Annotated in this window: 13 protein-coding genes; 5 read left to right on the forward strand and 8 right to left on the reverse strand. The window is 59.4% G+C overall.

Annotated elements, in window-relative coordinates; translation table 11 throughout:
• Nucleotides 1-17: 17 nt before the first annotated feature.
• From HZ994_06620 to HZ994_06630, 3 genes are all read right to left on the reverse strand, one after another.
• Entirely contained in the window at nucleotides 18-578 is a 561-nt protein-coding gene (locus tag HZ994_06620) for a polysaccharide biosynthesis/export family protein (protein QTN32015.1), read from the reverse strand.
• 191 nt (nucleotides 579-769) lie between these two features.
• Complete coding sequence (locus HZ994_06625) at nucleotides 770-1621, reverse strand: hypothetical protein (protein ID QTN32016.1); 852 nt, start codon at nucleotides 1619-1621, stop codon at nucleotides 770-772.
• A gap of 75 nt (nucleotides 1622-1696) precedes the next feature.
• Entirely contained in the window at nucleotides 1697-3481 is a 1785-nt protein-coding gene (locus HZ994_06630) for a hypothetical protein (GenBank protein ID QTN32017.1), read from the reverse strand.
• 983 nt (nucleotides 3482-4464) lie between these two features.
• Between HZ994_06630 and HZ994_06635 the strand changes: the two genes are divergently transcribed.
• From HZ994_06635 to HZ994_06650, 4 genes are all read left to right on the forward strand, one after another.
• On the forward strand, nucleotides 4465-4605 hold the full coding sequence (locus HZ994_06635) for a hypothetical protein (GenBank protein QTN32018.1): 141 nt from the start codon (nucleotides 4465-4467) through the stop codon (nucleotides 4603-4605).
• Between the two features lie 325 nt (nucleotides 4606-4930).
• A complete protein-coding gene (locus HZ994_06640; protein ID QTN32019.1) occupies nucleotides 4931-6715 on the forward strand; it encodes a GMC family oxidoreductase in 1785 nt (594 codons plus the stop codon).
• A 59-nt stretch (nucleotides 6716-6774) separates the two neighbouring features.
• Complete coding sequence (locus HZ994_06645) at nucleotides 6775-7404, forward strand: gluconate 2-dehydrogenase subunit 3 family protein (protein ID QTN32020.1); 630 nt, start codon at nucleotides 6775-6777, stop codon at nucleotides 7402-7404.
• Nucleotides 7405-7968: 564 nt separating this feature from the next.
• On the forward strand, nucleotides 7969-8688 hold the full coding sequence (locus tag HZ994_06650) for a prepilin-type N-terminal cleavage/methylation domain-containing protein (GenBank protein ID QTN32021.1): 720 nt from the start codon (nucleotides 7969-7971) through the stop codon (nucleotides 8686-8688).
• Nucleotides 8689-8693: 5 nt separating this feature from the next.
• Here HZ994_06650 and HZ994_06655 read toward each other — a convergent pair whose 3' ends face one another.
• The 3 genes from HZ994_06655 to HZ994_06665 all read right to left on the reverse strand — a co-directional run bounded on the left by HZ994_06655 (nucleotide 8694) and on the right by HZ994_06665 (nucleotide 12388).
• Entirely contained in the window at nucleotides 8694-9323 is a 630-nt protein-coding gene (locus tag HZ994_06655) for a response regulator transcription factor (protein QTN34335.1), read from the reverse strand.
• Nucleotides 9323-10945 (reverse strand): hypothetical protein, encoded by a 1623-nt coding sequence (locus HZ994_06660; GenBank protein ID QTN32022.1) that lies wholly within the window; start codon nucleotides 10943-10945, stop codon nucleotides 9323-9325. The genes HZ994_06655 and HZ994_06660 overlap by 1 nt, the downstream gene beginning before the upstream one ends.
• A 102-nt stretch (nucleotides 10946-11047) precedes the next feature.
• On the reverse strand, nucleotides 11048-12388 hold the full coding sequence (locus tag HZ994_06665) for a xylosidase/arabinosidase (protein QTN32023.1): 1341 nt from the start codon (nucleotides 12386-12388) through the stop codon (nucleotides 11048-11050).
• 714 nt (nucleotides 12389-13102) lie between these two features.
• Between HZ994_06665 and HZ994_06670 the strand changes: the two genes are divergently transcribed.
• Nucleotides 13103-13804, forward strand: coding sequence for a DUF1559 domain-containing protein (locus HZ994_06670; GenBank protein ID QTN32024.1), 702 nt, complete (start codon nucleotides 13103-13105; stop codon nucleotides 13802-13804).
• Nucleotides 13805-14352: 548 nt separating this feature from the next.
• On the opposite strand, the gene HZ994_06675 is transcribed toward HZ994_06670, so the two are convergent.
• Together HZ994_06675 and HZ994_06680 are read right to left on the reverse strand one after the other, a co-directional pair.
• A complete protein-coding gene (locus HZ994_06675) occupies nucleotides 14353-17562 on the reverse strand; it encodes a hypothetical protein (protein QTN32025.1) in 3210 nt (1069 codons plus the stop codon).
• A 134-nt stretch (nucleotides 17563-17696) separates the two neighbouring features.
• Nucleotides 17697-21218 (reverse strand): sulfatase-like hydrolase/transferase, encoded by a 3522-nt coding sequence (locus HZ994_06680; protein ID QTN32026.1) that lies wholly within the window; start codon nucleotides 21216-21218, stop codon nucleotides 17697-17699.
• Nucleotides 21219-21264 lie beyond the last annotated feature (46 nt).

Consider the following 21264-nt stretch of genomic DNA (forward strand, 5'->3'; position numbering starts at 1 on the left):
TGGGCTGGGTGTTGTTGCTAAAACCCGAAAACCTTCTCGGGAACTACGACCACATCGCCCTGCCCGATCGCGGGATCCGGGGTTTCGCCTTGGCGGATGAGCTTGATGTTGACTGGAATGCGGTGTCTCACTCGCTTGGCGTCCATGCGCAGGACATGTACCTTTTGCTCGTCTGCGAACCGTCCTGTCCCCCCTGAGATCAGAATCGCCTCATAAACCCCGAGCGGCCTGCCTTCAGGCACGGTCAACATGTGTTGTCCGGGTTTCTGAACCGCGCCGGTCATGTAAACGAGCATTCTGCTGGCTCCGGCAACCGCAGGCCCTGGACCCGTATCCCTGATCCTGTCGAGAATTACGGTGGCATCCTTGATTTGCCCCTGCTCAAGGCGGCTTTCGACCCTCCGCTCCGCAGATTCGACATTCAGCCCCTGCAACTGGATGCGCCCGATGTCGGGGATGATGATGTCCCCGCGCTCCCGCACCAGATACCTGCCGTTGAACACAGGGTCTTCGGTGACGAACAGCTCCAACTCATCACCGACCTTGATGGTGCCGTTGTCGGCCTGGCTTGCAGCCACGGGCATGGAGGCCGGGGGTGCATCGCTTGATTCTGACGATACGTTGGAACATCCGGAACCGGACATGAGCAATGCAGCCAGCAACGCCGGTCCAGACAACAGAAAGGCCTTGTTAATCACTGATGATTTGTTCGTTATGGGAACTGCAACTGGGTGCGTGGCAAAGCGAGCTGCCGCCTTGCCACCAGCACTTACGGCTTGATCCACACGCCTTCGGCGTTGTTATTGATGAAGTCCTTCTTCATCGGGGTAGGTGTGACCGTAAAGAGCATGTGGTCGAAGGTTGTTCGAAAGGTTTTGATGCCCCTTTTCCTATCTTCCGCGTATGTTTCCGCAGTTACACCGTGCGAACGATGAGTCACAGTGGTCAGCACCCTTAGGTCACCGGAATAGGCTCCGGAAGGACGAACTCCCTCCACGTAGAAAGTGCGAGGAACAGTGCCCGGCAAGTTGGCTGGGTATTTCGAGGCATCCATCACAAACTCATGAACCAGTTTGTCGCTTTTGCCCGAATCAAGCAACAACTCGGACTTCGCGGCATCCCGCCAGACCCGGATGCGTCCGACTGCGGCCTGCTCTTCCTCAAAGGATTCGAAGGTGCCAGATGCTACAGAACGGTTGATTCCTGCAACCTCGATCGTCACAACCACATCGCCCTGGTAGTCGATGCGGTATGGGATCAGGCGGAGAACCAGCTTCGAGAGCTCACCGACACCCACCACAAGGCCGGGAGGGGTGTTCTGGAATGCTCCATTGTCAGCCGGATCCTCATTGGAAATGGTGCCGTCGTAATTGAGATCACCGTCCAGGTCGAGCTTGGCCACCTTCCTCTCGCCATCCCTGTAATAGTTTACATTCTGCCCGTAATATTTGTGGAATGATCCCGGCAGATCCATTTGCGTTTCCACTCCGCGCGCAGTGAGATCCTGCGCCGGGGTATTTTCATCCCCGGCGAGAAGGGTGCCAGCCAAGCCGACCAGGCTTGCCACTGCACACAGTGAAATCTTGTTTCCTGTGGATGGAAATATGGTATTTGGTTTCATTGTATTTACTTGCTGTTGTTTTGTTGATTCTGAGGGAATTGGTTCGTTTCTGGACTCGGTCGCCCTTGGATTTGATCAGAAATACTGCCGGATGGTAAGCCCGAAAAGCTGTTCGTTGAAACTTGGGAAAACCGTTGATTCTTCGTATTGGTAGAAAAGTTCAGCAGTGGTGCGGGAATACAGCATCTGAGTGTAACTCAGGCGGCCAAGCCAGCGGTCGCCATTCTGTGAACCATGGCGATTTTCGTAGGCTCCGCGCAGAACCAGGGCGCTGCTATCCCCGCCGAACAATGCGTATCGGAGAATTCCGGTAACATTTGTGCGCTCTCCGTCAAAAAACCTGCCATCCTGTTCCGAATACTGAACCCAGGCCGCGCCGCTGAGTGACCTGGTGAAGGTGTGGTTGAGGGAGTAGCGGATGTAGCTGGCGACCGTTGACTCGCCGGTCAGTTCATAATTGAAGTATTCCTTTCCTGCCGAAAGGGAGTGCGAGGTGTAGCGGGACAGCTCATGCAAGAGCGCCAGCGAATACAGGTAACTGTCGTCGATACCGCCCACTCCGTTTTGCCAAAAGTATCCAACCCGCGCCTGGGCACTTAGATTTTCCGTAATCCTGCCATTCAGGCTGAGGTAGAAGCGCTGATGCACGGCGGAATTGTTGTTCTGGTAGTATTCGAAGTGGTCGAGGTAGTATTCGAAGGCTGGGGAAAAAATGATGTCGTTTCCGTTGTAGCCGAGGCGGGAATAGAGCGAATTGTGACCCAAGCGGTCATCAAAGCCCCAAGTGCGCCATGTGTCCGAATGTTTGCCTGACAGCCAGAACCGCCAGTCTTCCCATGCAGGGGTGGTGGCGTCGAAACCGATGGCATTGGTGAAATAGGAATTGTCACCGTCATAGAAACCGCTTGCGCCCTGACGGCGGTCGTTGAACCCGAAGCTGTAGCGCCCGGCCCTATCGAAGGCACCGCTTTCCAAGTTGGCGAAGAGGTCGTCGCCGATGCCGGCGTAGATCGTATCATAGAGAAGAACATCCCAGGATCCGCTCTCGAACCGGTATTTCAGGTCGGCGATGACTGTGGGAATCCCTCCCGAGCCGAGCCGGATCCCGACCTCATTCTCAAGCGGGAGATAGACAAGGACACCGGCAAGGCTCAGATAGAATTGGTCGGTGAACTGCACCAGGCCCCTCAGTCCGAACTCGACGCCCATGAGCCATCCATCCTCGCTGCCATTCGGAAACGCTTGCTGCCCTTGGTAATCGGAGTGCAGGACTGTCATACCGACAAAGAGCAGGTCGAAATAGGTCGGACCCGCCTTCAGCGTCGCCCTCTCTGGGGAGAAATCCCTCACAAGCAAGGGAAATGAGCTGTCGAGCTCGAGGTTCAGACCACGTGGCCAATCCTCGCCCTCGGTGATCAGTGCCTCCCTGGGAGCCAGGAAGCCGAGGAACGGGTTCAAGGGGGAAAGTGGTTCTGCCCATGGAGCCTCGTAGCCTCCGCCGGGATTCGGATGAGGATAAAGGCCCTGGGCTGTGAGCATCCGGCTGTCCGGAGTGTAGTTGAGTTGGCCGTCCCTTGACCGAGGATAGTCGCCACCCAGAAGAAGCGTTTCATCGATCGTCGGGTAGAAGCCCTCGTCATCCGTGGGCAATTCAACGTCGGGCTCAGCCGCGATGTTATCAAGCGGAGCTTCCAGCACAGGCTCCACATCGACTGCATCAGAACCCGGCGGCACTAGCGGGAGGGGCGCCGTCTCGGCAGCCCGGGCACCCGCGATAAGCACGGCGGCAAGCGCCGCAGTGATTCCGAAGCCGATCAGATGGAACGGAAAAATGTATCCTTGGCGAACCCTATGTATCATCGAACTCATGATATGATTTTTACTCAAATTGACAGTGGCCAAGGTCAAATACCTACCACACACACCTGCATAGGCCGATCTAATCGCTCATCACATGGGAAGGCAAGTCAGAAATGAATGTTTGTAAGCGAACCCCTATTCGCAATAGCGGGCGGTTAGGAGGAAGGTCGGCTCCAAGACTCGGCTCCAAGACTCGACTCCGAGAGTTCCATCTCCCATCCATCCTCTCCGGCAGATAAAGCCGCCAAGGCGGACTAGATCCCGTCCCAAGAATCCGAGCGGTTCCAGCACGTGCACCCCCACCCTGCCAGAACCGGGGAACCCGGTCGCTTCAGTGTGCAGAAAAGCTTTAGACCGTTTCTCAAAAGTCTTTTTGTGAAAACCGCATTTTGGGCTGAACCGCGCCGGAGGGACTGCGTTCCTTGTGCATCTGCCGCACCCGTCAACTTCCCGATCCTGAGAACTGCCCCGTTGGGGGGGGGGCGGATTGCCATCGACTGCTGCCCCGACCGGAAGGCACGGAAGCGCCTCAACGCAATCCACCTGCTACTCTGCGGAAGTTCCTTCGAACTCACGCTTGCCCACGGCGGCGTCACCTAGCGCTGCCTCCAGCTCTGGATCTCGCGCTTCAATTCCATGGGGCTCGACGGCATCTCCTACAGCCCCCGCCCGGGTCGCCCGAGGACACTCCCGCCCGGCTCGATCCGTGGGGAGATCCTGCCCTTGGTCGACGACCCGTCCATCGCGGGGGAGAGCGCCGCTGGACGGCGGTCAAGCTCTGCGGCTGGCTGCCCAGGCGCATCCCCAGGCCCGTGCCCGAGCCGCCAGACAGGGAACTCTGGATCGGGCAGCACGAAGACTTCCCGCAGAGCTCCTCGGCCTTCTCTCCGATCATTGCGTCAAAACGTTTTTTGGCGACGAGACCGGCTTCGAGTGCGACCCGCGCGCCCGCCAGCCCTACTACGTAGGGTATGTCCGGCAGAATGTCGTTAAGGGCCGTCAATCCCGCCGACGGCCAGCTCGTCCCCCACAACGACACGGAGGCCTGCCTGGACACCATGCCGAAGGAGGTTCCCGATGAGGATGGGAAACGCGTCGTGCTGGTTCTCGACAATACGAACTGATAGAAGTCGCAGTGCCTGTGCTGGCACCACATCGAACGGCTCTGGCAGCACCTCAAGAGCCACCACCTGGCGGGCTTCCTCACCAAGTGCGGCAAGGAACCCTCCGAGAAACTCTTCGACACCATACGCGGACTGCTCGCTAAGCCCGAAATCCTGCGCTCGGTCTGCACAACGCACTCCCCATGGGCGAACGAACTATTGAGAAACGGTCTAACATGCGAATTGCCATCCATGGAAGCCGTTGCCTTGTCAGCACTTTGGGGACGTTACAAAAGCCGGGCATTGCTTCTTAATGTAGCTGAAAACCTCACCCAAGAAGAAACCCATGGCCATCCTCACCGACAGAAAAACCCTCCCCGAATATGACGCAATCATCGTAGGCTCCGGAGCCGGTGGCGGGATGATGGCGATGCAGCTCGCCCTCGGCGGCATGAAAGTGCTGATGGTCGAGGCCGGTAGGAACTACGAGCCCGCCAGCGAGACGCCCATGTTCAACACCCCGGAGCAAGCCCCGCTCCGCGGCAAGAGCACCACGGAAAAGCCCTTTGGCTACTACGACGCCACCATCGACGGCGGCTGGCAGGTTCCCGGCGAGCCCTACTCCGACAAATCCGGCACCGAACACAATTTCATGTGGTGGCGCGCCCGCATGCTCGGCGGCCGCACCAACCACTGGGGCCGCATCTCCCTCCGTTTCGGCCCCTACGATTTCAAGCCCTTCACCCGCGACGGCCTCGGCTACGACTGGCCCATCTCGTACGAGGATCTTGCGCCCTACTACGATAAGACCCAACTCATAACCGGCATCTACGGCACGAACGTCGGCATGGAAAACATCCCGGACTCCCCGCCCGGCATCCTCCAGCCCCCGCCGAAAGCCCGCGCCAACGAGCTCCTCGCGAAAAAGCACGCCGCGAAGCTCGGCGTCCCCATCCACCCCATCCACCGCGCCGTCCTCAGCGAGCCCCTCGACGGCCCGGCACGTGCCGCACGGATGTTCCCGGACAACCCGCTCGCCCGGAAGCTCGTCGCCAAGGACATGTCGAACCGCGCCGCCTGCTTCTGGGCCACGGATTGCGGACGCGGCTGCTCGATCCGCGCGAATTTCCAGTCGACCACCGTCCTCATTCCGCCCGCCCTCGCCTCCGGCAACCTCGACATCATCACCGATGCCATGGTCCGCGAGGTCATGCTCGACGCCTCCGGGAAAGCCACCGGCATCCGCTATATCGACAAGCCCACCGGCCGCGATGCCGAGGTGAAAGCCCGCGTGGTCATCCTCTCCGCCTCCACCTGCGAGACCGCCCGCATCCTGCTCAACTCCAAGTCCAAGCTTTTCCCCGATGGCCTCGCCAACAGCTCGGGACAGGTCGGGAAAAACCTCGTCGATTCCGTGGGATCCGCGCTTGGCGGCCACATCCCCGCCTTGGAAAACCTCCCGCCCTACAATGCGGATGGCGCCGGCGGCGGCCACGTCTATGCCCCGTGGTGGAACCATGGCAAGCACGACAAGCTGGATTTCCCACGCGGCTACCACATCGAGGTCGGAGGCGGCATAAGGATGCCCAACATGAACTCCCTCGCGATCCTCGACGGCAAATCCCCCTCCACCTACGGGAAAAAGCTCATGGAGGAAGCCCGCCGCTACTACGGCGCTTCCATCAGTTTCGAGGGTCGCGGCGAAATGGTTCCGAACGAGCACTGCTACACCGAGCTCGATCCCGACCGCGTTGACAAATGGGGCATCCCCATCCTCCGCTTCCACTGGAAGTGGTCCGACCACGAGCTCAACCAGGTCAAGCACATGCAGGAGACCTTCGCGGGGATCATCACCGAGATGGGCGGCTCAGCCAGCCCCCGCCCCGCCGCACAGGCCATCAACAAGCCCGGCGAAATCATCCACGAAGCCGGCACCGCCCGCATGGGTCCCACGGCCAAAGACTCCGTCTGCAACTCCTTCGGCCAGACATGGGATGTGAAAAACCTCTTCCTCATGGACGGCTCCATTTTCCCTTCCAACCCCGACAAAAACCTCACCATCACCATCATGGCCCTAGCATGGCGCTCCTCCGAATACCTGATGGCCGAAATGAAATCCGGAAACATCTAACAGTCTTCCATCACAACCCAAGTCTTCCACTGCTCACTGATCACTTTCCACTTCTTTAAATGCAACCCTCACTCCTCTCCCGCCGTGACATGTTCCGGCTTCTCGCCGCCGCCAGCGCCGCCGGGGCCATGCTCCCCAGCCACATCGTCGCCGAGGAAGCAAAACGCCCGCCCGGCAACCCTTGGGATCCGGATTTCCTCAATCCCACAATCCACTGGGAAAAGCCGCTCACCAAGGCCGAGCTCGCCACACTCACCGTCCTCTGCGACCTGCTCATCCCCGGTGATGAAAACGCCCCCTCCCCCTCCAAATTGGGACTCGCCGATTTTCTCAACGAATGGGTCGGAGCACCTTACGACCAGAACATCGCCGACCTAAAAGCGATACGCGGCGGCCTCACCTGGATCGATGACCGCTCCGCCTCGCTCCACGGAAAAAACTTCGTTTCCCTCGAACCCGCGCAGCAGACCACCATCCTGGACAGCATCTGCGGCTCCGGGAAAATCACTGAGGAGCTCAAGCCTGGAAATGCCTTCTTCCGCAAGCTACGCAATCTCACCCTCGGCGGATACTACAGCCATAGTAGCACATGGAAATCCCTCGGCTACGTCGGCAACGTCCCCATCGGAGGCCCCTACCCCGGCGTCCCGGAGGAAATCCTAGCCAAGCTCGGCGTGGAAAACATCTGAGGCCATCCGCCCTCAGAACAGAACGACAAGTCTTACGCCCGGGCAGGGACGTTTGTCTCCAAACGTCCATATCTGACGGCCTTAGAGATCCCATCGGCTCCTTTCCGTGAAAACCGCCGCGAGATATGGACGGCAAGGATTGCCGTCCCTGCCTGTTTCACGCGCCCGGGCAGGGACGTTTGTCCCCAACGTCCATATCTGACGGCCTGGGTGATCCCATCGGCTCCTTTCCGTGAAAACCGCCGCGAGATATGGACGGCAAGGATTGCCGTCCCTGCCTGCTTCACGCGCCCGGGCAGGGACGTTTGTCCCCAAACGTCCATATCTGACGGCCTGGCTGATCCCATCGGTTCCTTTCCGTGAAAACCGCTGCGAGATATGGACGGCAAGGATTGCCGTCCCTGCCTGTTTTACGCGGCATTCCCTGGGTCAGCCGCCCTTGTCGTCGATTTGGGGACTAGGTATGCCGGGCGGCTCCTGATATCTATTACTCACTTCCCCACCATCGGATGCAACCGATGCCAACCCGTCCGGGAAGCAAACCCAAGACGAAACCCAAGACACATGAAATTGCCACACAAAGCAGGAGGAGACCGCATCGCTGCGGAAAAGGGCTTCACTCTTGTCGAGTTGCTGATCGTCATCGCGATCATTGCTGTCCTTGCCGTCCTCTCATTCTTGGGTGCGTCGAAATTCAAGTCCAGGGCAAAAGGAATCACCTGCGCATCGAATCTCCGGCAGATCGGAACGGCCATGATTTCCTACGCGCAGGAACGCAACGGCCAGCTGCCCGCCTTGGAGGCCAAAAACCCGAACGGCAGCGGCAACGGTAACTGGGCTGTTTTGATGGCTAGGGAGGGCTACCTCTGGGACACCAGCATGCCCGGCCCGCCGAAATTAGGCGAGGGCGTGTGGGCTTGTCCGGACTGCGATTTCCGCAACAACAACCAGCGTGGCTACGGCGTGGTCGAAGGCACGATTTTCCAATACAGCGACAGGATGAGCACGGTGAACTCCCGGCTCGGCAGAACGGAAAAAGGATCATTGCGGCTCAGCGCGATCGAAGATCCAGCCCGTACCTGGCTCGTCGGCGACGCAGCGGAAAAGCCAGACCAAATCAACAAGAGCTGGTTCGCGATCTGGCCGCAGCCCACGCGTTGGGCCTCCAGCCACCCGCCAGCCTCGCGCCATGGGGGCAAAGTGAATGTTTGCATGGTGGACGGCCACGTCAGGGCGATGACGATGCAGGATCTCACCGACGGGAACTACACCATGTATAAATAACCCGCTCAAGATAGATACTTGATGATCGCCTCGACCTTGCTGCGGACGTGGAGCTTGAAGCAGATGCGCTTCACGTAGGTGCGGACCGTCGGGAGGGTGATGCCCATCTCGTCGGCGACTTCCTTGTGGATGTATCCGGCGGCGAGGAGCCGGAGCACCTCGGTCTCGCGGGGCGAGAGGGATTCCCGCTCGTCCTCGATCTCACGCTTCTCGCGGAAGAACATCGCCATTTTCCGTGCGATGGGGCCGGAGAAAGGGGACTCGCCGGCGAAGACATCGCGGATCGCCTCGATGATGTCCTTCGAGTTGCTGGATTTCAGGATGTATCCGCTGGCTCCTTCCTTGAGGGCGCGGAAGATATTGTCCTCCTCTTCGTAGGCGGTGAGCATGACGACCTCGAGCTTAGGCAGGCGGCGCTTCAGTTCGCGGATGCACTCGATGCCGGATTTGCCAGGCAGGTTTATGTCCATGAGGACGACATCAGGGTGAAGGCCGGGGATGAAATCCTCCGCCTCCTCAGCGGATCCAACGGCGCCGAGGAACTCGATGTCATCGGCGACCTTGAGGATCTCGATGAGGTGTTCCTGGATCTGGATGTCATCCTCGACGATGACGACGGTCTTTTTCTTGGGGATCATGCTGCTGGTTTCCTATTGGGTTTCCGGGACAAGGGGGCGTTGAGCACGATGCGCATCCCGCCCTCTTCAAGCTGGTCGATGTTACAGGAACCGCCAATCGATTTCATCCGGCGGGTCAGGTTCGCCAGGCCGAGTCCGTCGCTGCGCGACTCTTCAGTCATCCCGATGCCGTTGTCGGTGATGGCAATGGTGAGGATGCGCTGGTGGAGCTCGATCTTCATCTTGAACTCGGTTGCCTCGGAGTGCTTGAGGACGTTGTTGATGCTTTCCTTCACCGCCAGGCTCACGTTGTGCCTGAAATCGTAGGGGATCGGCTCGTTCTCGGTGATGAAGGCTGCATCCACGCGGCAGCGAATCCTCTTGAGGCGGCAGAGCTCGGTGGCGAGGCGGTAAAGGAAATCGACAAGCGACTCGAGGTCGTCGTTCTTCGGGTTGAGCATCCAGACGGTTTCCGAAAGGGCGCCGATGAGATCCCGTGACATGGATGAGATCTGGCCGAAGGCCTTTTGCGCAGCCTCGTTGGGGATGGTGTTGTCCGCATGGGAGGCCACAAGCGAGATGTGGGAGATGCGGGTGCCGATGTCGTCGTGGAGATCGAGCGCGATGCGGCGGCGTTCCTCTGAGATCATCTGTTCCTGGAGGAGGTGGAGGCGGATCCTGCGCCGGATGAGATAGCGCCCGACCACGACCGAGACGGAGGCAATGATGACCCAGAACCACGGGGTTTTCCAGAAGATCGCCGGTACCGTGAGCCCGACCACCGCACCCGATCCCCGAGGGTTGCCATTCATGGTCAGATCCTCCACCAACAGCCTGTATTTGCCGGGAGGCAGGCGGTCGTAGGTCACGGTGAAATTGTCGCCGAGCCCCATGTTGTAGGTTTCCTTCCAACTCATCTGGATCGTATCTCCGGGCTTCATTCCCACCGGGCCGCGGATTATCGACACGAGATCCGCGTGTGCGTTCACATCGTAGTCGGTGATCACGAGGACGGGCGATCCTTCGCCTTCTCCATCGAGTTTCGTGACCGAGGACATCGACGGATGCGTGCCGGATTTCGCCCATGCCGCCTTGCCGTTTTCCGCGAGGCGGCTGTCCGCCATGAGGGTGACGGGCGGCTCACCGGATTTAGGCACCAGCACGACGCCGAAATCCTTGATCGCGAAGGTGCCAACCAGCGCCGCCGGCCCCGCGCTGGACATCACGACGACAACATTCGCCGCACCGGGCGGCACGGTGAGAGTGACATCCCTGGGTGTGAATTCCGACGCCTCAAGGGAGCCTTTCCAACCCGCGCTGCTACCTGACACGGGAAACGGAAACCTCCGGACAATGTCTCCGCGCCGGTTGGTGAAACGCACCCACAGGAGGTTCGGTTCGGAACGCTCGTCCCATTCCTCATCCAGCCCTTCAAGCATGAAGCGGACCCGCGGAGCCTTAGACTTGATCTGGAACCTGAGAGTGTTGGTTCCCGCCGGGATCTCGAGTTTGTCGCCATGCCTTGGCTCGGCTTCCCTGTCCACGAAAACGTCGATCGTCGTGGCTCCCTCCGCCGCAAGAGCCGACTGCGACCCGCTAAAGAGTGCGCAAAGTGCCAGGGCTAGGTGGGATTTTTTCACATCGTGGTTTTTGTGGAAACGGGAGATCGGTTGACGACCGTGGCCACCCTAGCGAATCGCACGGCGTGAGGGAAGCAAGGACTGGAGTCGGGGCGACTGCTCTCAGTTCCTCGCGGCCGCAACCGGGATCTCCGGGACGGACTCCTGGATCTTGCGCTCGCCGCGGAGGAGTCGCCCGCCTTCGCCGGTGAGCCGCAGGTAGAAATCGCTTGGCAGCCCCTCATAGGTGAGGAACGGATTTGCGCCGACCGGGGGCGAGTTCGTGCATTTGAAGATCGCCGTGCCCTCATCGACCTCGTCGAACATCGCCACGTAGATCATGTTGGCTCCGGCTCTTTTCGCGCCAACGAACTGGGACCAGAGGAATTCGCCCTTTAGCCTCGGGATGGTATTTAAGGCATCCTCCGGCTTCAGATTGTGCCAGCTGAAACCGGGAAAAACCACGGGCAGATAGTCCATTGAATTCCGCCTGCACCATTCCATGTCCTTTCGATGATACTTCGCGGCGTGAAGCTTGGCTTGCCCGGGCGTTCTGTATCTGCCGACCGTCCATGGGCTGATGATGTCGGCGAGTTTCAGCAAATCATGGAACCCGGCATCCTTTGTGGAATCGCGGTATTGGTCGCGCCATCCGGTGGGAACTCCGAGCATCACCGCGCAGCCGTCGGCCTTCAGGAACTCCACCAGCACCCGGCACTCCTCGAGGGTGTATTTGCGCGAGTCTCCAAAACCGAGGCCCCAGACCGCCACGAGCGGTTTGCCCTCGTGATGCAGGTATGCGCGATCCTGCCCCATTTTCATTTTCATCCTCAGCATCTTCCAGTCTTCGGAAACGGCCCTGGTCCCTCCGGCGCCCAGTCCGCTCAGGTCATACATCACCGCATAGGCGCGGCCGGCCAAGTTCGCCCCTTCCCGGGAATTCGAAAGAACCACATCTTTGTGGTGGCGCGTGGACTCTTTCCTCAAGCCGTTCGCGAACCGTTGCACAAAAGCCCCGTCGATGCCGTAGTCGCGCATCCATTCGAAATGCCGCAGCACGGTAGTCCGGTTGTATGAGCTGAAAACGTAAGCGGTTTCACCGTCCGCATGTTTGAAGCCGGTGGGAAAGCGTTCCGATGCAGTGGCTTCCGACATGTCCGGCCAGAGATCCACGGTGACATTCCCCGGTGCGAAGGGTTTTGACGTATTGCGCGCCCAGTGCGTCCAGCCGAGACCCGCACCATCATCGGGACAGTTGAACCAACCCTGGTAGCCTGTCATGACCTTGCCCCGGAGGGTGGTGGTATCCACACCCCGTATGTTCTCCCCGCGAAATGGAACCAGGGGATCCCTGTTTTTCCCTTCCACAGGCTCAGGGGGCGTCGCGGCTGCTGCCTGCTGCGTATCGTGCTGCTCGGGTTGGGTCGGCTCCTTTGTAAGCCCGGCAACCAGAGCGACGGACAAAAGACACACTACCAGGATTGTTATGTGGTTTCTCTGCATTGTAATCGTTGTGCTTGCCCCTAAGGGAGCCTGAGGGCCGGGATCCAAACGCTGCGCGTCCTTAATTGCCAAACCTCCCCATTGTTTTCCACCTGCCCGCGAACGGGAAGTCCCCAAAGCGATGACATAGGAGAAGCAGGGTCGTGGCTCTGATCCGAATGGCACTCGGATTCCCCAGGCAGGGACGGTCTTTGTCGTTTGCCATCTCCGCTTCGCTCCGGTTCCAAGCCGTTCATATCTCGCAGCGGTTCCCACAGGCAGGGACGGTCTTTGCCGTTGGCCATCTCCGCTTCGCTCCGGTTCCGAGCCGTCCAGATCTCGCAGCGCTCTTCACGGAAAAGAACCGATGGGATCACCAGGCCCTGAGATATGGACGTTTTGGAAAAACGTCCCTGCCTGGGCGCGTTCAACAGGCAGGGACGGTCTCTCCGAGTCGTCCATATCTCGCAGCGCTCTTCACGGAAAAGAACCGATGGGATGGATCAGGCCGTCAGATATGGACGTTTTGGAAAAACGTCCCTGCCTGGGCGCGTTCAAACGGCATTCCCTGGGTCAGCCTCCCTTGTCGTCGATTTGGGGACTAGGTATGCCAGGCGGCTCCTGATATCTATTGTTCAATTCCCCACCATCGGATGCAACCGATGCCAACCCGTCCGGGAAGGAAACCCAAGACACATGAAGTTGCCACGCAAAGCAGGAGGAGACCGCATCGCTGCGGAAAAGGGCTTCACCCTTGTCGAGTTGCTGATCGTCATCGCGATCATTGCTGTCCTTGCCGTCCTTTCATTCTTGGGTGCGTCGAAATTCAAGTCCAAGGCAAGAGGAGTCACCTGCGCATCGAATCTCCGGCAGATCGGAACGGCGATGCTTGCATATGCGGCGGATAACAACGGCCAGTTGCCACCGCTCGAGGACAGGACCGGCTCCGGCGATAGCCTCAAGGGAATCTGGCCGGTCATTGTCTCGGACAACGGCTATCTGGAAAAAGTGACCAACAAGAATGGACAAGTCGGCACCGGTGCCGGCGTGTGGGCGTGCCCGGATTGCACGATTGTCCAGAGAAATTACAACGGTTACGGCGCGGCCGAGGGAACCGTCCTGAAAGTCAAGAAAGGCTCGGTGCCCGGCTCCAGTTCCCCCCGCATCGCCAGCATCCCCAACCCATCCAGAACTTGGCTGGTAGGGGATGCCGCCAACCAAGCCAACAACCTCAAAAGCGGCTGGTATGCGATCTGGGCAAATCCCGCCCAGTGGAGTAACTCACATACCCCGGCCGCAAGACACGGAGGCAAGGTAAATGTCGTCATGGTGGACGGCCACCTAGAGAGCCTTACGATGACCGAGCTGCGCGCAAAGGACTACACGATGCGCAACTGACCTTCGGGTCGGTTCACCGCCTATCGCAGCAGGAATCGCCTCCTTCCGAACCGCAGTTCCCAGCGTCCCGCTTCCAACCGCAAGCCCATGGGACTGCTCTGTTTCCTATTAAAAGGATTACTGATGACGGGGAGTTACACAGGGTTCATTCCCAATCCGGGCGCAGAAACGTGCCATCTTCAAAGGCTCGGATTTGCTGGCCGCAGACTGCGAAATTTCCAGGGCTGAACCCGGCAAGAGCTAGTGTCGCAGATCGTCCCCAAAGTGATGACACGGATCACGGCTCCGTGACCTCGGCGCGGATGAACTGCCTCTCTACATCGCCAGCCTCACCCCCGCCCGCCGCGAAAAATCCGCCGCTTGAATCATGTCAAGGAGGCAGAGTTTCCTTCGCTTACAGCAAAGCAATAAATCCTGCGCTCTGTTTAGAGCGCCCAACTCCCCAAAAGTAAAAGAACTTTTGAGAAATAGTTAATGCCCTCGGTTGAATTTGAAAAGCCGTTGGCCCCATGGAATCTTCACATCGGCTGATGCGATAGCTTGCTAGATCAGTTCGAAATTACCCTCAGTCGTAGGAAGTTCTTTTCCGGCGTTCCTGGCGAAAACGCGTAGGATATGGTTCCTGAATCGTTCACGTATGAATCGCCTGTAACCTCAGACCAGTCATCCGTTTCGCCGAGGTCGGTGGACTCCTGAATTGCGTAGGTTAGCCCGCTGGTGCCTGCGGCTTTGGTGAAGCTGAGGCTGCTAGCAGTGAAGGTGCCGATTGTCGGGTTACTGACCGTCGGGTCCTCTCCAGCGATGGCGTATTCCAGCAGGTTGCTGATGCCGTCTTTGTCGAAGTCCTGATTGGGTCCTTGCTTGACTCGGGGAACCGTCGCCCCACCGGCGAAGGGTTGGTTGATCCACGAGGAGAAGCCCGGGCTGCCGGTGATCCATTTCGCGGTGAGGGCGGCTTGTTCGGCGGCAAACTCCGCCGGTGTCAAGGTTCCGCGATAGATCTTCAACTCACCGAAGACACCGTTCATGCCTGCGCCGCCGTTTTCGGTGCCGGCGATGAACATTTGCTGGGTGCTGGCGAAGTTCGTGGCTGAGATTGCCGTGGTGACAGAATCACCGGACTCGGAATCCCAGAGCTCAATATTCCCGGTTTCAGAGTTGTAATTCACCGCAAGGACGACGGTTTCACCCGGAGCAACGACTGGATCCCTGGAGATCAACTGGGCCCCCGCAACCACCTGGGGACGACCTTCGAAGTATCTGAGAGCAAAACTGTTTTCCGTGGTGGTCGCATTGCCATGGTTGGAGAAGACGATGTCATTCGTCCCACCTCCGATCGCAATCGGCCGGACGACCGCAAAGACCGCGAATCCGCTGTATTCCTTGGCACCGTTCGTGGCGGAACTGAAGTCGAGCCAATCTTTTTGCTGTGTCGAATCAAAGACGAGGAGCTTGCTGTCTGTCGTTGCGCGCGTATCCAGACCTGCGAGACCGGACGAAGTGACGAGCACGCTCGGATACAGGATGGGAGCGCCTGCCCCAGCCGCCGTGGCGTCAAAAAGATTGGCTGTCTGGTCGGCCCAAATGGAAACTTCGTTCCCATTCACGACGGTCACGCTGCCTGCATCCGTGGCATCGTAGTGGGCGTAGAGTGCATTCCCAGGGATCGGTGTGAACGGGGTGGCACTCACTGTGGCGCTGGGATCGCTCACATCGGCACCGGAAGTTGCCGTGACATAATAGTAATAGGTCGTCCCGTTGATTAGGCTGGAGTCGAGGAAATCGCTGGAGGTCAGCGGTCCGGCAATCGCGGAGTAGCCGCCGAATTCCGTGAGGCTGCGGTAAACCGTGTAGGAATCCGCGAGTTGATCATCCCAATCCAGCGCGACCGCGCCGGGTTCCTCGGTGGCGACCAAACCGGCCGGGGTTCTTGTGCCAATCCATTTGACCTCCAAGGCCTCCTGCTCGGCGGCGAACTCCGAAGGAGTCAGCTTGCCCTGGAAAAGCTTCAACTCGCCGAACATGCCATCCATAAACTGGGTGGCATTGTTGGTGCCTCCGATAAAGAGGGCTGAAGCATTTTGGCTAGTGTTGGAGAAATCTGCTGCGGGGACCGTCCCGGTCACCGAGGTTCCAGCATTTGAATTCCAGAATTCCAGGGCCCCAGTCGCCTTGTCGTAATTCCCAGCGATCACCACGGTATCTCCAGCGACGATGCTGGCGCCGGCGTTCGCGATCGTCGTGGAAGTACTGCCATTACCTAAACCTCCCGAGTCTTGATTGCCTATAAAAAGCCTCGGTGAATTGCCTGGGCCGTCCAAACGAAGCATTAGGCTGCCGTTACTAACATTATCATTGTTGCCGAGGATCGAATTCGTGCCGGCCAGAATGGAATCGACCTTGACCACAGCGAAGAAGGCAAAACCCGAGTAGGGTAGAGCATTTGCAGCGCTCGTGAAGTCCAGCAAGTCCGGTTGCTCATTTGGAAGGAGCGTCCTAAGCGTGTTGCGGGTAGAGCCCATATCCAAGCCCGCCAATCCAGTGGGACTGAGGCTGGTGCTGGGATACAGAACATCGCCGAACTGTGTGCCGTTGCCATCTTCGGCACCATAACCATTGCCGGAAAGGTCTGCTAGATCAGTTACTTTAAAACCAGCCACCGTCACATTCGCGGCATTCGAGGCATCGTAATGCGCATAAACGGAAGAACCCTCGACCGTCGCATAAGGTGTGGCTTCGAATTCGTTACTCGTCGCCGGAGACACTCCATCGGTCGCGACGACCTGATAGAAATACTTCGTGCCATTGGTCAGGCCGGTGTCGGTGAACTCGCTGGCAAAGGTGCCGCCGGTCAAGGTCGCGATCGGCGCCCCGTAGGAGCCGGAAGTCGTGCTGCGGTAGACCTCATAGGAGGTGGCAAGGCCGGAGAGATCATCATTCCAGTCAAGAACGACCGTTTCGCTGGTGCCCACGGATGCGGTCAGATCAGGCGCTAAAATGGTTGTGGGAATGAAATCAAAGAATAGTTCCGTGAGACGCACCTGCCCGTTGCCACTCGGATTGCCCGTGTCGCCCGTATGGAAGGAGATTTTGTCGCCGGTTTCGAGCGCCTGAGTGACGAACTGCGTGACGTTGCTACCCACCGCGCCGCCGCCGTTATAGACTGCGGTGGAAACGGTCGTGCCATTTTGGAGGTATCGGACTCGTGCGCCGTCCCCATCGTTGTTCATGCGAATGGCGGAAAGATTCACTCCGTTAGCACCCGTCAAATTGGTGAAGTCGAAGGTAAAGACCAGGCCCTGACCGATAATCGTGTTGACGTTGGCGTTGATATCCGAATTGACGGCCCATTCAGTATTACCCGAGAACACCCCGTCTGCGAGGCCGCCGGTGAAGTCGGCCGGATCAAAATTGTCGGCGATCGTGCCGAGCGCCTCAAAATTGATGGTGAAGCTACCGCCGATATACGAGGGAAATGCGTCACGTTTGGGTGGATTGAGCGCTACGGTCCGCGCCCCGGCAGTCCCGGTCAAGGTGACGGTGTCGGCGGTGATATTGACCGTGATGATGCCGGCTTGGGTGTCTTCACCGCCTTGCCCGTTAAATTTGAGGCCGACATCGGTATCCGCGCCGAAAGCATGGAAACTAAGGGCTGTCGCGCCAAGAATCGCCAAAAGGCATTTGGAAAGACAGGTCGGTCTTTTCGTTCGAAGAACACTGCAGCGCGTGCGATTGGGGTCGAATAATGGATTTTTCATAAGATTTTGCGTCTATGGGTTGTTTTTGAATTTTTCAGCCACAAGTGGGAATTCAAGATTCCCATATTAGATTTTTATTAACCAAACAATGGAACTCAGGATCGGGATAGTCCCCAAAGTGATGACATCGAAGCCTAGGGTTCAATGATTTCCGCACGCATGAACTGCTTTGACTCGTCGCCTACGGGTGTGGAACTACGTAGGAGTAGATGATCCTGCTCATCGGATGCTACGATACAATGTGGAAGTCCGGTATTCCAGATGGAGAGATCGATCGAGACCGAGCCGGCGATCTGAACGGCGCGGCGGCGGTCTCTTGGCAGCCAATATTCGAGGAAGGAATCCTCTCCGACCCTGGTCAGTCGGCCTTCGGGGCGCGCCACGGATGAGGCGAGCCGCGGGTTGGTCGCGAAGGCATACTCCCAGAGGGTTGGCACCCCGTCGCCGTCGGCATCGTTGCCCCACTGGCTGAAGGACGTGCTCAGGCCGGGATCGACATCGCCGAAAATGCGGAAACGCCAGGCATCGGGGGAAAGCAGGTCGACCGGGTTCGCAGCCTGGGCATCGTTCATCGCGTTGTATCCGGCGACTTTCAGGACGATATCCTCCACCCCCGCATCCACCGGCACGGTTGCGGTGGTCGCTCCCGCAGGCAGCTCGGCGACGATCTCGCCTGGGCCGCCGTTCACATGTTTGCGGACGATGTAACCCAGTTCGTTGTCCGAGGCATCGGTCCAGTCGAGTTTCACGGAGTTGGGGGAGAGCAACTGCGTTTGGAGATTTCCCGGCGGCTGCGGGGCGGCTGTCGGCGCGGGGGAAAACTCGGTGGAGGAGCCGCTGAACTGCCGGAACGGGCGATCCGGAATGCCGCCGATGTAGTTGGCGAGGCGTTTCTTCAGGTCGTAGGTAGTGGCGGGCTCCTGGCCGTAGAGGTTCGTGTTCTCGTCCGGGTCGGTGTTCAGGTTGTAGAGCTGATCGTCGTCGAAGTAGGTCGGGTTCGTGTTGGCCACACCCGCGCCGAGGCCGCTGTTGTTGATGTAATAGGGTCGTGGAATGGTTCCTCCCGTCGGCTGCGAGTTCGCACCGAATTGCGGCCAGGTTCCGCCGTTCGCGATCTGGGTGTAAACCGATGGCGTGTAGCGCACCGCGATGTATTTCCGGTCCCTGGTGCGGACGGCGCGCGCGTATCCGATCTCGCAGAAAAGATCATCCCGGACCGCCGCGTTGCCGCCATTGAGCACGGGCACGAGGCTCACGCCGTCCACCGGGCGCGTCGGCAGGGCGGAAGCTCCGGTCAGCGCGAGCAAGGTCGGCGCAATGTCCACATGGCTGATGATCTCGCCATAATTGCGTCCCGGCGAGGCGACACCATTGGGCCAGTTCATCACGAACGGCACTTTCATCCCGAGGTCGTAGAGCGATGATTTCCCCCAGACCAGCGGGCCGTTGAGCGTTTTCTCGCCGTGGTCGGAGGTGAAAATGATCAGGGTGTCGTTGCGGATGCCGTGCTGGGTGAGCTTGTTGAGGATGGCCTTGATGGAATAATCGAGCCAGGTCTCGCGGGCGGAGATGAGATCCTTTCCGGCGCCGGTCACCTGATTCACGATCGCCTGCCGTGCCGGCATGAACGTGTAGTCTTCGTCCGGCAGGTAGCCCGCGCTGGTGTAGCCCTTGTCGGCGAGGAGGGTCTTGCTCAGGTCGTTGCGCACCGGCCCGTGGTTGATGGTGGGTGCCATGTAGAGGAAGAAGCGTTCGCCGTGGTTTTCCTCGATGAAATCCAGCGCACCTTTCGTAATCCATTCCTGGTTGTGGACGTTGAGGGCATCGTTGCGGAGTTCCGCGAGGTTCGCCTTGTAGTAGCTTTCCACGTAGTCGAAGCCGAATTCCCGCATGCGCTGGCAGAGCACGCGATGGTTGTGCTTCATCTTGCCATTGGTCGCGGCATCGGTCTTGGGGTCGGCGGCCTGCGGGTAGGTGAGCAGGCCCTTCGCCGCCCAGTTTGCGGTCGAGTTCAGGTCATCATCGGTGAAATGCCCTTTGCCGACCATGCCGGTGCGGTAACCCGCCTGCCGGAGCCACGCACCGAGGTTTTCCCCATCGGTTTCCAGCTCGGTGTCGGAAACGCCGAAGCGCCCGAGCGTGCCGAGCGGGTAGCGGGCGATGAACTGCGCGCTGGTGTTGCGCGAAGCCCAGCGCCCTGTGAGCAGCGAGTAGCGCGAGGGGCCGCAGACCGTGGATGCCGCGAAGGCTTGGGTGAAACGGACGCCGGTGGACGCAAGGGTGTCGAGGGTTGGGGTGATGCAGTCGCGCCCCTCGAAGCCGAAGTGCTGGCCGCCCGCCATGTCGTCCACGTTCACGATGATGATGTTCGGGCCGGTGGCGGCGGTCTGCGCGACGACCTCGTAGTAGAGGGAGGTCGCGGTCTGGGTGAGTTGCAGCCGGCGGTTTGCAGGGAGATCGAAATTGCGCGTCCGCACCCCCGCCGTGCTGCCGGAAAACGACCCGAAGTTCGCCAGCACGAACCTGTTTCCGACATTGAAAGAGCCGGTGAAATCCGTGCCATCGAGGATCCACTGGGATCCGCGGTCGAGCACCAGCTTGGCGCTGCCGAGTTCAAGCGGTTCGCAGCCGCCGGAATCGGGTTTCGTTTCCACGGTGGCCGCGGTGCCCACCGCGAACTCATCGGTGGAGGATGCGCCGGAATACCCGAAGGACACGCCCGATCCCGCCATCACCAGCCGCACCGCTTTCTCGATGTTCCGCCCTATGGTCATCGATTTCATGGAAAGCGCGCCGCTGCCCGACAGTGTCAGGGAGCCGTTGATGATGCGGAGCTCGGAGATGCCGCCCGCCGCGCCGTTCAGGATGACATCGAAGCCCGCGATCTCGGCATCGTTGGCGGAGGCCGGCACACCGTCCGGGTTCCAGTTCGATGCGGTGGTCCAGAGCCTGTTTCCCGAGCCGTTGTCGAAAGCTCTGGTGCCCGGAGCCGGGGGCGCTGCAACCATGTCGAAGCTGAGCCCGCTGAGGACGAAGCCCTGTCCGACCGCGCTGGCGCTCGAGGCGACCGTGAACGTGCCGTTGACGCCCTGAGACGAGACGTCCGCCGTGCCGCTGGATCCGGACAGGATGTGGACGGTGCCCGAGAGGTTGAGGTTCGCGCCCCCTGAGACGCCGACATAGCCGATACCCTGCAGGCTGAATCGCGTCCCCGGGGCGCTGAGGGTCGCGGTAATCACCTCGTTGACGCCCGAGGCATCCGCATCGATCAGCTGCGCGTTTCCGCCCTGGAGCGCGAGGCCGCCGCCGGTGTTGTTGATCCGCAGGGCACCGCTCCCGGTGGAGGAAAGCACGATGGAGAAACCCTGCCCCCACATCGCCGGATCGCTCACCGTCCCCACCGGACCGTCGAATTCGTTCACATAGGAGGCCGGATCCGGATCGGTGCAGGAGGCGTCCAGGGAGACGTTGCCCGAGGCATCCACCGCAAACGACAACGTGATGTTGCCGGTGTTCTGGATCGCACTTGCAGCCCCCGTGTAGGAATGGCTGAAGTCCACCTGCACGGCTGCCAGCGCCCCGCAGGCGCAGGCCATCCAACAGGCACCTGCCAGCAGGGTCACGGGGCGGAAGGCTTTCGATTTGGGCGATTTCATTTCAAAAGGTTTTGGTAGCAAAGGAAAGCTCCCGTCCGTTTCCGGA

Source organism: Akkermansiaceae bacterium, assembly GCA_017798145.1.
GTDB lineage: Bacteria > Verrucomicrobiota > Verrucomicrobiia > Verrucomicrobiales > Akkermansiaceae > Luteolibacter.

What these genes read in the sequence shown, in the direction of transcription:
- HZ994_06625 (QTN32016.1), bottom strand. Translation starts at nt 1,621, where the DNA reads ATGAAACCAAATACCATATTTCCATCCACAGGAAACAAGATTTCACTG.
- HZ994_06630 (QTN32017.1), bottom strand. Translation starts at nt 3,481, where the DNA reads ATGATACATAGGGTTCGCCAAGGATACATTTTTCCGTTCCATCTGATC.
- HZ994_06635 (QTN32018.1), top strand. Translation starts at nt 4,465, where the DNA reads ATGTCGTTAAGGGCCGTCAATCCCGCCGACGGCCAGCTCGTCCCCCAC.
- HZ994_06640 (QTN32019.1), top strand. Translation starts at nt 4,931, where the DNA reads ATGGCCATCCTCACCGACAGAAAAACCCTCCCCGAATATGACGCAATC.
- HZ994_06645 (QTN32020.1), top strand. Translation starts at nt 6,775, where the DNA reads ATGCAACCCTCACTCCTCTCCCGCCGTGACATGTTCCGGCTTCTCGCC.
- HZ994_06650 (QTN32021.1), top strand. Translation starts at nt 7,969, where the DNA reads ATGAAATTGCCACACAAAGCAGGAGGAGACCGCATCGCTGCGGAAAAG.
- HZ994_06670 (QTN32024.1), top strand. Translation starts at nt 13,103, where the DNA reads ATGAAGTTGCCACGCAAAGCAGGAGGAGACCGCATCGCTGCGGAAAAG.
- HZ994_06675 (QTN32025.1), bottom strand. Translation starts at nt 17,562, where the DNA reads ATGAAAAATCCATTATTCGACCCCAATCGCACGCGCTGCAGTGTTCTT.
- HZ994_06680 (QTN32026.1), bottom strand. Translation starts at nt 21,218, where the DNA reads ATGAAATCGCCCAAATCGAAAGCCTTCCGCCCCGTGACCCTGCTGGCA.